The organism is Halomonas sediminis (assembly GCF_044871105.1).
Lineage (GTDB): Bacteria > Pseudomonadota > Gammaproteobacteria > Pseudomonadales > Halomonadaceae > Vreelandella > Vreelandella zhuhanensis.
Genome location: NZ_CP085246.1, coordinates 2323894 through 2336412 on the forward strand (window position 1 = coordinate 2323894; position 12519 = coordinate 2336412).

The window sequence follows — 12519 nt, forward strand, 5'->3', positions numbered from 1 at the left end:
GCGCATAGTGTAACGCATGCCGGGGCTCAGGTGGTGGAGCGCCCTACCTTGAATGGCATGGGCTATATTGTCGGCCAGGCTAATTCATTCAACAACAACCTGACCCCGCCAATAGCCGTAGGCTGATCGCCCCGGGTACAATGAGCCCTCTGCTACCAACAGGAGTTTACCGTGGCCGAGCCGGCTGATTGTTTTGATGACGTATTGCCCGAAGCGCTACGATTTCGTGCGCCAGCTCCGCTTGTCGATATCGGCGCCAACCTGACTCACGAAAGCTTCACCCGAGACATAGACGCCGTGTTGCAGCGGGCCCGAGCAGCCAATGTGGGCACATTGATCGTGACCGGCACCGACCTTGAACATGCGGAACAGGCCATCGAGTTGGCGCGCCGCCATCCTGGAGTGTATGCCACCGCCGGCGTTCACCCTCACGATGCCAGCCGCTGGGATAACAGCATGGCACGCGCCATGGCGGCACTTTATAAAGAGCCGGAGGTGGTGGCGGTAGGCGAGTGTGGACTGGATTTCAATCGTAACTTTTCCTCTCCCGAGGCTCAGGAGAGAGCTTTTGAAGCACAGCTCGGGCTCGCTGCGGAAAGTGGCTTACCGTTGTTTATTCATGAACGCGATGCCGGCAAACGCATGCATGATATTCTGCATGCTTGGCGTGACGATATTTCTCAGGCGGTGATACATTGTTTTACCGCCGATAGAGAGACGCTTTACCGCTATCGGGATCTTGACCTGCATATCGGCCTGACCGGCTGGCTATGCGACGAACGTCGTGGGCATCACTTACGTGAATTGGTGAGCGATATCCCACTGAACCGATTGATGGTGGAAACCGATTGTCCTTACTTGTTACCGCGCAACTTGCCGGCAGAACTCAAGGGCCGACGTCACGAGCCCGCCCTGCTGCCTTGGATCGTACGCGAGATCGCCTATTGGCGCGACATCAGTGAACAGGCGTTAGCCGCCGCCACCACGCAAACCGCCACGGCTTTCTTTCGATTGCCTGTCATCAAGGAGCCTCAAAATGGCTGATTATCCAGGATTTATTGCCATTGAAACCGGCGACGAAAACGGCTTACCGATCGCCATTGCCTGGTCATTGCCCGATGGACGCATCAAGCACACCTTGATTCAACCCGATGACAGTTGGTTGGATGATGACATGAATGCTCTGGGTGGCTACAGCATGGAAGAGTTGGAGAGCCTCGGCGTAAGCCCGCTTGACGTGATTCGCGAGATGGAAAACGATTACTTCTCCGACACCCTCTACACCAGCGACAATTTTGAAGACGAAGCGGCACTGACACGCCTATTCGACCTTTATGGAATAGATCCTTTTGTCGAGTTGGCACCGGCTGAAACCCTCTATGCCGATGTATCTTCAGGCGAATGGCAGCGTAGCCGAGGTGAAGTTTTCAGTGAGCTCGGCCTTGAACCGATGCGCTCGGAACATGAAATTGAAGTCATGCTCAACCTCCATCAGCGGCTGGCAAAAGACCAATAAGCTTTATAAATAGATAGTCAGGATGCGCTTGCGTTTGCATGTCGGAAAAACCTCTGCTAACCAACAAGTAGGCTATGTTTTAAAGACAGAGTTTTAAAAACAGAGTCTTGAAAATACGGTTTTAACGACGCAGCCATTCTTGTTCAGGAGGTGACACATGACGGATTATGTTGAGAAGGGAGATATCTATTTCTTCTACCGACCCAAGGTCAATACGCAAACGGTCCGGAGCCTAGACGATGTTCAGCGCTTGCACGTTGTACTGGTGCCGGACGATGCAGATACTGCTCGGCTGTTCATAGTGGGCAAGAAGCGGCTGCCGGAAATCACCCATGGCAAGCCAAAATCCACCGCACGCGAGTGGATGATGAACGACATGACGGGCAAGCCAAAGGAGATCGGCGAGGCGCTGGCACCGCTCGAATACCCGACCAAGACCCGGGGGGAACAGGAACAGGGCGAGGCCATTCCTGTCGGCGAGGGGCGCTATGCGATCTTTGTGCGTGACAACAGCTCGCGCTTGGCCTACCGGCTTTCCAACCCGGACAAGCCCGGAAAGGCGCAGGCGGAACTGGGGATTCTTGCCGAGGCGAGCTATATCATCTCGGTACGCAATCCTTCCCTCGATGTACCCGGCTTTCCAGATTCCAAGCCGAACTACCCCAAGCACTTGCAGGAAAAGTTCGCCGACAAGCGCTGGCTCGATATCGATGATGGCAAGCTGCTCGACTACGAGAACGCTCAGTTACTGCTGATCGGCGCACATGATGACCTGAGCGAGGAGCAAGTCTCTATCAGCGGCAAGGCGGCCCTGTTCAAGACCCTGGAATTGAAGGAACGGGAGTGGCCCACCGAAGCGCTGGAGGGCGGCACCCTCACCGAGCCGCAGATGCAGCCAGAAGCCAAGGCGCCCGAGGGCGATCGCAGCAAGGGTGGCGAGCGCGGCGGCAAGGCAGCCATCGGTACCGCATCGGCAGCCGGCATCGCCAAGGCGCTCAAGGGGGCTGATTTCCCCTGCGCCAAGGCCGACTTGATCAAGCAGGCTAAGGCTAACCATGCCGAGAACGAAATCATCGACGTACTGAACGACTTTCCTAGCCGACAGTACGAGACGATGGCGGATGTCCAGAAAGCAGTTGGGGAGATACGCTGATGGCACAGTTCACTTGCGAAATATGCGGCGCCGAGTTCGAGCAGAAGTCCCGCTACGAGCAGCACATGCTGACCTCCCACCCGAAACAGGCTGTATCTGCCGCTGATATTGAGAAAGCGCTGAAAGGGGTCGAATTTCCGAAAAAGCGCAGTGAGCTGGTCGATACGTTGAGCGACGAAGAGCAGGAAGTGCGTGACATCATCCAGCAGTTGCCCGACCGGGAATATCGCGATGCCGCAGAAGTCGCGCGTGCCTTCGGTGAGCTGCGCACCCACGAAAAGGCACCCGACACTCAGCCGAGCAAGACCGGTGGCCAACGTGCCATGCAAGCACCTTCCGCAGCGCGTTTTGCCAGCCTGTTTGCCGGCATGAGGTTTCCGGCCAATCGTGAACAGCTGATAGACCATGCCAGCTCGAACGCCAGCGACCAGGAAATGCAAACTCTGGAGAAGTTCGGTGACCACAGCTACCGCAGCATGGCCGATGTCACCAAGGAGCTAGAGAAAGTGGAGTGACGGCCAATGATTTGAGTGCCAGCTCAAAAAGCGAGCTCATAGTACGCATCGGTGAGCTCGCCCTTCCATACGAGGGGACACGCATGCCCGCCTCCGGTAGAAATCTCAGCATAGTCGTGTGCGCAGCAGCACATCAATCCCTTGAGTGATTGCGGCTTCACGCTCCAGCCCCTGTTGATAGTAAGCGTTCAAGGCATCACGAAAGGCTCTGGCGCGGAGGGGCAAGCCTTCACGTTCGTAGCGCTCTACGCGAGCCATGACGCGCTTCTGAAAGGCATCACGATCCACTTGCGTATCGCCGCCTAGATTATCGACGCTGACATGAAAACGTCGCCCACAAGCCTGGGTAAGCAGGTATTCCAATGCCTGAGGGGCAATCTCGGCGTTCTCAAAAGCGATTTGCTGCTCAGCAGTACGTCCATCCGGCAAATACCAGTAGCCGTAATCTTCGAGAGTACGGCGATGTTTGCCGGCAATGCACCAGTGACTGATTTCATGCAAGGCACTGGCGTAGAAGCCCCGAGCGAAAATCACCTGATGATAGGCGTGGTCGTCATCTGCCGGCCGATAAAGCGGCTCCTCTCCTCCGCGCATCAGCCGAGTGTTGAAGCACTCGGCAAACAAGCCGTCGAACAATGCGACAAGGTCTGTCAGTGACCAACGAATTTCCTGATAACTCACCCTACCTCTCTTAGATCAACAGTCTGTCACAGGGGTTGTATTGGCGATAAAACAACAAGACGAAACGTCATTATACTCGGCACAATAACTAGGAATAAGGGGAAACAAGCATAGAAAAATACCTCCTGCTAATATGAGCCTGCTTTGTCGGGTCGTCACACCATTCTGGAGAGATTGTTTGGGCTCATTTTTTGGGGATTTACGCGCTAACTGCAGGCGCGAAACCTATTCGTTGGTACATCTGGCACTGCCGATTTGCGGGGCACAGCTCGCCCAGGCGGGCATGAGCGTGGTGGATGTGATGATGACTGGGCGTCAAAGCGCCACGGCTTTGGCAGCCGTCTCGGTAGGCTCCAGCCTGTGGATGCCTCTGATGCTGTTCATGACCGGGACATTGATGGGACTTACCCCGGTTGTCGCGCACTTTCTCGGTGGAAAACGCACCGACAACGTGCGCCCGGCCGTGCAACAAGGGTTATGGGTCGCACTGGCCATGGGCATTGTCTCCGCCGTTGTACTATGGCAAGCGGTCATGCCGATATTTCACTTGATGGACGTTCCTCTTCAAGTGGCAGAGCAGTCGGCGGCTTATCTGGCAGCGGTGGCGTTCGGCATGCCGGGCATCGCCCTGTTTCAGGCGCTTCGTGCCTTTTCAGATGGCATGAACCATACGCGTCCGGCGCTATGGATCAGCCTGGTGGGTTTGGCAGTCAACATTCCCAGCAATTATGTACTGATTTACGGTGGGGACGGATTAACCGCTCTATTTGGCGACTTTCTGCCAGGCAGTCTAGAAGCACTGCCCGCCCTCGGCGCTTTGGGTTGCGGGATCGCCACCGCATTTTCCATGTGGATGATGGCTCTCACCATGGCGCTGTATACAAGCAAAAGCCAAGCCTACGGTGACATTTTCCTGTGGCGATGTTTTAGTCTTCCACATTGGGCAAGCATGCGTGAGCTTTTGACGGTAGGTATTCCCATCGGGGTGTCAATTTTTGTCGAGGTCACTCTGTTTACCTTGATCGCTCTATTCATTGCCAGCATGGGCGAAGTCACGGTTGCCGCCCATCAGGTGGCACTGAATTACACTACGATCTTGTTCATGCTCCCGCTGTCGTTGAGCATGGCATTGACGGTAAGAGTGGGTAATACATTGGGACAAGAGCGTCCGAAAATGGCACGCCTGGTAGCCTGGAACGGCATCCTGATCAGCTTGGTGGTAGCAGCATTGAACAGTACCTTGCTATGGCTAACCGCCGAGCCGGTGATTAAGCTTTACACCAATAATGACGAAGTGAAGGCTATGGCATTGTCGCTGATCACCCTGGCTGTGCTGTACCAGGTCTCAGACTCACTACAAGCCAACCTTGCGGGCGCTCTGCGCGGTTACAAGGACACGCATATCGTGATGCTGATCACGCTTTTTTCTTACTGGTTCGTGGGGCTTATGGGGGGACATTGGCTGGGCATCCAAGGCATCAATGGCCTATTCCCACCACTGGGTGTCCATGGTTACTGGATTGGATTGATCGCTGGGTTAAGCACAGCAGCGCTGTTGCTCGGCCTGCGCTTGCAGCACATCAGCCAACGAGCCATACACCTATGAAGCCTTCTGCTCTTTTTCTTTTCCGGCGATATGTTTCGCTCAGCTTAGCCGCCATCGGAATGGGGTTATTAGCTGGATGCGGCGAGCCGGGTGCTGAAGCTCCTTGGGTGGCCTACCATCAACAATTGGTCAAGGACTTACAGGGCCCACCTCTCGAGCGACACACACCAAGCAACATCGGAGCATTTCCTGAACGGAAGGCACGTTTGTTTAACATTACCGAAACGCGTGAGAGTCTACCCAACGTCTATGCGTTGCGAGAGTGTCATATCACTTCTCTGATTGCCGCACGTAACAACCAACTGGGGCGCATGGCGCCTCCTAGTCAGCATTGGCTTTACGAGCGCGAACTATGGCAACGTCTCAGTGGTTGCTGGAATACAGCGGTGCCCGACAACTTGAATGAAGAAGATCGCTCTCGCCTGCATCGCCTGACGCTACGCAAAACACAACAGCTTCCTTTGGTGAGCTGGAATACGCTGTTCGATTCCAGTGAATGGGAAGGCAATTTCTCACGTGCCAGCCATGCCATCGACCCGGAAGACCTCATGGTTATTTCCGCTCACCTGGAAGCGGTGACGTATCTGCACCGCATGATCTTGCATCAATTCAATCGCCAATGGGAGCAAGATTCATCCACCTTGGAGGGGCATTTGCAAACACTGCAACAACGCCCGCTCAGTGCAGAAATCATGCGTGCTCTGTTATTGGCAACGCAGCGCCTGGAGGAAGGCACCGATTACCTCAAGCAATATGGCAATGCACAAACCATGTGCTTGACACCCTGGAAGGACAACGGACTCGATAACCTTGCCGAACATAGCCGGGAATGGCTCGAAGCAGTCAATGCACTTTTCACTGTTCATCCTGTTATGCCTCCCAAAGCCCTGAGAGATTACCGTCAACGGTGGCTTTCGCTGAATAGTGAGTCGGCGCCCTGGTCAGCCTTTCAACTGGCCCGCAAGCAGCATCAGGAAACACGTGCACATTTCACGGGGTGTCAATCACGCGGAAATAAGTAACAGGGGACTTAACCTTATGCGCTAGCTGTGCTATTGGTGAATTATGCGGTAAGCGCATACTAAGTATGCCTTGCCAATGTCATGGCCACGCAGCACCAGGAGGGAATCATGGGCGCATCCCCGTCACCCCGTTCTGCCCAGGTCATCGACCTGGAAACTATTCGTCAGCGACAGCATGCTCGAAAGCGCTTGGTACGCCTGGCGCCGGAGCTAGACGGGCTTGAGATGGTATATCAATTGAACGCCAGGCCTGACACCTGTTACGGCATGCCTATTCTTGCTTGGGGCCTGCGCGAAGATGGGGAAATCGTGGGTCTGGTTCCCTGGATGGAATCATTGACTCCCTGCCAGCAGCTCAATAACAATGAAGATGGGTGTTTCATTGGCTACCGCGACCCGGAAACAGAAGAAATATTCGATACGCCACCTGAGCACAAGATGCTGGAGCTCTCCGCCGCCGCTGACTATTTCGACTATGAAGAAGCCAGCGAAGTAACGTTGATTCAACAGCTCCCCGACACCTTGGGGACATATGCCTTATGCATGAATCAACCCCAGACGCCGTGGCAAATCAAACCGGTGTACGGGTGGTGTCTCTATAGCAACGGTAGTATCGAGGCGCTTCTAGCCGATGATGCCCAGATAACCATGTCACCGGTACTCTTGGGAGATGCTTGCCTTTATTGCGGAAGGTCCCGCCATCAGATGCTTTATTTCTTCCAACGGCATATTGCCAACCGCATCATGGAAGAAGATCCCGATACACTGGATGCCTTGGCACTTATGGTGCTTGATGACCCTAGCGAATAAGACACAGAATCGGCGGCTAATGGCGACAATGCCAACCGACCTTTGTTTTCCAGGCTGCACAATTTCATCCTAACCGGATAAAATACAAGTATTCATTGGCCAAGGCCTGCTGGTATAGCAAGTCATGGCCTAAAAATTGGCAAAATTTGGGTACATCCCGCGTCGTAGCAGGATCCGTTGCCACCACCTTGAGCACCTGACCCGGCTGCATGTCACGTACTTTGCCATGCATCATCATGATCGGCTCTGGACAGTACAGGCCGGTGGTGTCTAGCAGCTCGTCATGAGCCGGTAGGGATTCCATGTTTTCAGCCATCGATTTCCTCGGTGTAGGGAGCTAGAAAAATGATAAAGATCATTATTGAACGCCGCATCATGCCCGGCCTGGAAGAAGAATACGAGCAAGCTGCCCGTGAAGCCATGCGTGTCTCTTTAGGCGCTCGCGGCTTCGTGGGAGGGGAAAGCCTAGTCGAGCGCGGCCGTAATGATCATCGACTCATGATTACCAAATGGCGCGATATGCGCGCCTGGAAAGAATGGTATAGCAGTGAAGCACGAACCATGGCGATGCAGCGCATTCTGCCATTGCTCACTGAAGAAGAATCCATTCGTATCTATGAAGCCAGTTACTGATATCTATCGTTCAACAAACGCATGGGCTTACTCAAGCAAGCGGACATGAACCGTCACTTCTTCTCGGTCATGATAAAGTTGCCGACACTGAATCTTGGCTCGCACACCGGCACTTGCCATGGTTGATTCAAGGTGAGCCAGGCAACGAGCCACTTCCTCCCAGCGTTTTTTCATTGGTAGCTTCAAATTAAACACAGCTTCACGGCACCAACGCCGTATCAGCCAGCGCTCTACCATGGCCAATACGCGTATCGGCTTGTCCACGATATCGCATACCAGCCAATCCAGCCGACGAGGCGGTTCCCAAGTAAAACCATCTTCGCGAAGATGCTCCACCTGGCCACTAGCCATCAAGGATTTTTCCATGGGGCCATTGTCGATGGCATACACGTACATGCCACGCTGTACCAACTGCCAAGTCCAACCACCCGGAGCCGCCCCAAGGTCAGCTGCCTGCATGTGATCACCCAGCCGCAACTCCCACTCGTCACGTGGTACGAATTCATGCCAGGCTTCTTCAAGTTTGAGGGTCGAACGGCTAGGCGCTCGCGATGGAAAACGTAGCCGACGAATCCCACCAAGCAATTCACTGCGGTTTCCCGGAAATGTCATCCCTAACTGGACACAGTCTCCATCCAGCCAAAAAAGGTGCAGGCGTCGCCCCCCGGCTTTACGCCGCAAGGCACCACGCTTCTTCAAGGTGCTCTCCAAAGGGCGCGTTAAGGCCTTGATCAATCGCGAGAGCGACTTCCCTTCGTTGGTATCAGGCGTTTCATGCCATACCTCTTCAAAACTCCAACCACTTTTTACGACCTGCTCGATAATAGGTGTAAGGCGGTCTTCACGAGACAGCATCGATGCCGGTAGCGCCACAAGGCTTTGGCGAGCAAACACCAAGGAATCGAACGGAACTTCCCGATGCAACACATTTACCGGCTCCCCTTCCGGCAATTCGAGGCTGACCCATCCATCCCCTTGGTGCATGGTACCGGAATAACCGACTTGCTCCGCCCGATGGGCAAGCTCAGCCGCAGCATCCGCTTCAAAGCCTGGGCGACAATACACTAACCACGTTGCTGGAACGGTTTGATTCACCTGCCACCTCATTTCCGCGTCGATCAGACGAACCGCTCAGCTCGCCATTTGTAGATGGGCGCTAATTGCGCGGGCACATCATAACATGCCCCTCTTGTGATTGACGGTATCTCAGTTTCGTTTAAATATCGTTTAACAGCAAAATTTAATATTAATAGCTGAAGTATTAAAGCGTACGCCTTTAGGCTTACTTAAACGATTTATCTCAACTATTACAGGAAACATGGGGTATGCATACACCACATAACAGCCGTTAAATAAGGGATATCAAATTTTCCCAGCACAAAAAATTTTTTTAATTAAACTAAATGGTAAACAAGGTTATGCCCTACGTACACGACACTCTGACTCGTTTGAAACAAAGCAGCCCTGCGCAAAGTGAGTTTTATCAAGCGGCAGAAGAAGTTTTAGAGTGCTTACGCCCCGTTCTTGAGGGCAGTTCTTGTTATCATGATCATGGCATCATTGAACGTATTGTTGAACCCGAGCGACAAATTATGTTCCGCATCTGCTGGACCGATGATGAGGGTAAAGTTCGTGTCAACAAGGGATACCGCGTTCAGTTCAATTCAGCCTTGGGCCCGTACAAAGGCGGCTTGCGCTTTCACGCCAGCGTCACGTCAGGCACGATCAAATTTTTAGGCTTTGAACAAATCTTCAAGAATGCGCTGACTGGCTTACCTATTGGCGGCGGCAAAGGCGGCTCCGATTTTGATCCGAAGGGAAAGTCCGACGGCGAGATCATGCGTTTCTGCCAAGCCTTCATGACCGAGCTCTATCGTCACATCGGCCCCACAACCGACGTTCCTGCTGGCGACATCGGCGTTGGCGCACGTGAGACCGGTTACCTATACGGCCAGTACAAACGAATCACCGGTCGTTACGAAGGCGTCCTCACCGGTAAAGGCCTAACCTGGGGTGGCTCTCTTGGACGTAAAGAGGCAACGGGTTATGGGGCCGTCTACTTCGCGCAGAACATGCTCGCAGAGCACGGCACAAGTCTCGAAGGCAAAACCTGTTTAGTATCAGGAGCAGGCAATGTAGCCATTTATACCATTGAAAAGCTTTATGAGCTGGGCGCCAAACCTATTACTTGCTCTGATTCTCGCGGCACTATCATTGACCACACTGGCATTGACCTTGCGCTATTAAAAGAGCTGAAAGAAGTCAAACGCGCTTCGCTTGAACAGTACCTGGAGCAGCATCCTCAGGCTAGCTACATCCCTGTATCAGAGTACCCGCAGGATGGGCATGCTGTATGGCGCCTTAAGGCTGATGCCGCCTTCCCGTGCGCCACTCAAAACGAGCTCACGGACGCCGATGCTGAGACACTTTTAGGCAATGGTATCAATTGCATTAGCGAAGGCGCCAATATGCCTTCTACTGCGAATGCCGTGGATCGCTTTCTTGACGCTAGAGTTGCCTATGGCCCTGGAAAAGCCGCAAATGCCGGGGGTGTTGCGACCAGCCAGCTGGAGATGGCCCAAAATAGCAGTATGGAACAATGGCCACTTGAAAAAGTGGATGAAAAGCTGAAGGCGATCATGACCAATATCCATCAGCAATGCGCGGAAACCGCTAAAGAATTTGGCAAGCCCTCCAACTTAGGTTTTGTACGAAAAGCCTTATCTGCTAATTTTAGCTATGCAAAAGCAGCATAGGGGAAAGCAATGGTCGGACGTTACGAGATCTCAGATGACGGCTGGGCACAGATTGAAGATATCGTGTCACCCCCTCAAACCATGGGCAGACCCAGGCGTGATGACCGACAAATGCTCAATGGCATCTTCTGGGTATTATGCTCTGGCGCCAAATGGCGTGATTTACCCGAGCGATATGGTCCTTGGTCGACGGTGTATGACCGATTCCGCAAGTGGCGTGATGATGGCACCTTTGAAGCGGTTCTTTCTCGCTTGCAGCTCAAGTTACGCGAAGATGGTCTTATGGACCTGGACACGTGGATGATCGATGCCACTTCAGTGCGAGCCACACGCGCTGCCGCTGGAGGCGGTAAAAAGGGGGCTCGAAAGAACCGCTAGACCATGCACTTGGCCGTAGTCGCGGGGGTTTAACAACCAAAATACATTTGGTTTGTGATCGCCATGGCTGGCCGCTGGCGTTCACGCTGTCTCCTGGTCAAGAGGCAGATTCTCGGCACTTCGTTCCGACATTGGAGAGAATTCATCTACCAGGTAACGTCGGGCGACCACGCAAACGTAGTCGCTATATGGTGGCGGATAAAGGATATGACAGCGATGAGTTGCGTCATTATTGCGACAGACACGGCATGAAACCCGTGATTGCTCAGCGCAACATGCACCGAAGAACACGGCCTGGGCTACCCAGACGGTTCGATCAACCCAAATATCGGCAACGGAATGCGATAGAACGCTGCTTTGGCTGGCTTAAAGAGTTACGCCGCATCGCCACACGCTATGAAAAGCTGGCAAGTAGCTTTAAGGCGATGGTATGCGTGGCATGCATCGACCGTTGCTTGCGAGCCAACTTTTCGTACAAAACCTAGTACTTGGCGCTAATATTGCCGGGTTCCGAAGAGTAGCGGATGCCATGATTGAGCAAGGCGTCACTTAATCGCCTTCTATCCCTTATTGGCGTACACTCAAAGAGCAACAGTCCTCCCTACTATTAGGGGAGGACTGTTTTTATTGGTATGGAAAAAGTCACTTAACTAGCATTTATTAATTTTAAGAGCTTGAACTTAATATTCCAAGGAGAACAGCATGGGATATCGTCCGCCTATTCTTATTAATCGACTCGATGCCGAACGCTTACAGCGCTTGATCGATGAAGCCTCTGAAAAAGATTTGGCAGTAGCCGAGCTACTTGAAATTGAGCTCGCACGAGGAGAAGTAGTTGATCCAAAAGATATTCCCGAAAATGTCGTCAGCATGAATAGTCAACTGCAATTCACAGACCTTATACGCGGTCGACAAATGATCAGGACGCTGGTCTATCCTCATTCCATGAATAATGTAAAAGATGCAATTTCAGTCATGGCCCCTATCGGCGCAGGCCTTATCGGACTTAAAGTCGGAGATATTATCGATTGGCCCCTGCCCAATAACGGTGAAGCTCGATTACGCATTGATGCGATTTTCTGGCAGCCTGAACGCGAAAAACAGTTCCACCGCTAAATGCGCATCAATGGTCACTCCCCCGCCGCTTACGCTTACATCGCGGGGTATTTTTCCCGTTTTCTTGAATGCAAGGCACAAAAAAACGCCCCCGCGGCAAGGCCGTGGGGGCGTTTTTTTCGAATAGGTGCCTGACGATGACCTACTCTCGCATGGGGAGACCCCACACTACCATCGGCGCGGAACGGTTTCACGACTGAGTTCGGCAAGGGATCAGGTGGTTCCCGGACGCTATGGTCGTCAGGCAAAACTTTTAATGTCTATCATGCTGAGGGGCACGTCGCCTTGGCGGCGGGCCAATTGTCTGTTGTCCTGCGATCAGACCCCTTGGGT

Annotated in this window: 14 protein-coding genes and 1 rRNA gene; 11 read left to right on the plus strand and 4 right to left on the minus strand. The window is 53.2% G+C overall.

Features of this window, described 5'->3' with window-relative positions; genetic code table 11:
- The first annotated feature begins 171 nt into the window (after positions 1-171).
- From LG290_RS11035 to LG290_RS11050, 4 genes are all read left to right on the plus strand, one after another.
- Positions 172-1044, plus strand: coding sequence for a TatD family hydrolase (locus LG290_RS11035; RefSeq protein WP_499834868.1), 873 nt, complete (start codon positions 172-174; stop codon positions 1042-1044).
- Positions 1037-1516, plus strand: coding sequence for a hypothetical protein (locus tag LG290_RS11040; RefSeq protein ID WP_160419701.1), 480 nt, complete (start codon positions 1037-1039; stop codon positions 1514-1516). Before LG290_RS11035 ends, LG290_RS11040 begins: the two co-directional genes overlap by 8 nt.
- Positions 1517-1673: 157 nt before the next feature.
- Positions 1674-2669 (plus strand): DUF2795 domain-containing protein, encoded by a 996-nt coding sequence (locus LG290_RS11045; RefSeq protein WP_499834869.1) that lies wholly within the window; start codon positions 1674-1676, stop codon positions 2667-2669.
- Positions 2669-3184, plus strand: a complete 516-nt coding sequence (locus LG290_RS11050) for a DUF2795 domain-containing protein (RefSeq protein ID WP_499834870.1) — start codon at positions 2669-2671, stop codon at positions 3182-3184. Before LG290_RS11045 ends, LG290_RS11050 begins: the two co-directional genes overlap by 1 nt.
- A gap of 105 nt (positions 3185-3289) precedes the next feature.
- Here the strand turns inward: LG290_RS11050 and LG290_RS11055 are convergent, their stop codons facing one another.
- Positions 3290-3865 carry an elongation factor P hydroxylase gene (locus tag LG290_RS11055; protein ID WP_160419703.1) on the minus strand — a complete coding sequence of 192 codons (576 nt, stop codon included), beginning with the start codon at positions 3863-3865 and terminating at the stop codon, positions 3290-3292.
- A 178-nt stretch (positions 3866-4043) separates the two neighbouring features.
- Here LG290_RS11055 and LG290_RS11060 point away from each other — a divergent pair, with 178 nt between their 5' ends.
- The 3 genes from LG290_RS11060 (at position 4044) to LG290_RS11070 (ending at position 7303) form a co-directional block, all read left to right on the plus strand.
- A complete protein-coding gene (locus LG290_RS11060; RefSeq protein ID WP_499834871.1) occupies positions 4044-5471 on the plus strand; it encodes an MATE family efflux transporter in 1428 nt (475 codons plus the stop codon).
- Between the two features lie 59 nt (positions 5472-5530).
- Positions 5531-6493, plus strand: a complete 963-nt coding sequence (locus LG290_RS11065; RefSeq protein WP_499837088.1) for a DUF3080 family protein — start codon at positions 5531-5533, stop codon at positions 6491-6493.
- Between the two features lie 108 nt (positions 6494-6601).
- Positions 6602-7303, plus strand: a complete 702-nt coding sequence (locus LG290_RS11070) for a hypothetical protein (RefSeq protein WP_499834872.1) — start codon at positions 6602-6604, stop codon at positions 7301-7303.
- 64 nt (positions 7304-7367) lie between these two features.
- Here LG290_RS11070 and tusA read toward each other — a convergent pair whose 3' ends face one another.
- On the minus strand, positions 7368-7619 hold the full coding sequence (gene tusA, locus LG290_RS11075) for a sulfurtransferase TusA (RefSeq protein WP_114488165.1): 252 nt from the start codon (positions 7617-7619) through the stop codon (positions 7368-7370).
- A gap of 29 nt (positions 7620-7648) precedes the next feature.
- Between tusA and LG290_RS11080 the strand changes: the two genes are divergently transcribed.
- The gene (locus tag LG290_RS11080) at positions 7649-7936 is read left to right on the plus strand and encodes an antibiotic biosynthesis monooxygenase family protein (RefSeq protein ID WP_160419707.1); all 288 of its coding nucleotides are present in this window, start codon (positions 7649-7651) and stop codon (positions 7934-7936) included.
- A gap of 27 nt (positions 7937-7963) precedes the next feature.
- Here LG290_RS11080 and rlmM read toward each other — a convergent pair whose 3' ends face one another.
- Complete coding sequence (rlmM, locus tag LG290_RS11085; RefSeq protein ID WP_499834873.1) at positions 7964-9031, minus strand: 23S rRNA (cytidine(2498)-2'-O)-methyltransferase RlmM; 1068 nt, start codon at positions 9029-9031, stop codon at positions 7964-7966.
- A 323-nt stretch (positions 9032-9354) separates the two neighbouring features.
- On the opposite strand from rlmM, the gene gdhA reads away from it, so the two are divergent.
- The 3 genes from gdhA to rnk all read left to right on the plus strand — a co-directional run bounded on the left by gdhA (position 9355) and on the right by rnk (position 12186).
- Positions 9355-10692: an NADP-specific glutamate dehydrogenase gene (gdhA, locus tag LG290_RS11090; RefSeq protein WP_499834874.1), complete on the plus strand. Its 1338-nt coding sequence runs from the start codon at positions 9355-9357 to the stop codon at positions 10690-10692.
- 9 nt (positions 10693-10701) lie between these two features.
- Positions 10702-11555 (plus strand): IS5 family transposase gene (locus LG290_RS11095; RefSeq protein WP_499834875.1). Its coding sequence is split into 2 segments (ribosomal slippage): positions 10702-11044 and positions 11044-11555, totalling 855 coding nucleotides; the frame shifts between segments, so codons are not numbered across the junction.
- Between the two features lie 217 nt (positions 11556-11772).
- A complete protein-coding gene (gene rnk, locus LG290_RS11100) occupies positions 11773-12186 on the plus strand; it encodes a nucleoside diphosphate kinase regulator (RefSeq protein ID WP_160419848.1) in 414 nt (137 codons plus the stop codon).
- 129 nt (positions 12187-12315) lie between these two features.
- On the opposite strand, the gene rrf is transcribed toward rnk, so the two are convergent.
- Positions 12316-12431, minus strand: a 5S ribosomal RNA gene (rrf, locus tag LG290_RS11105).
- Positions 12432-12519: the final 88 nt, after the last annotated feature.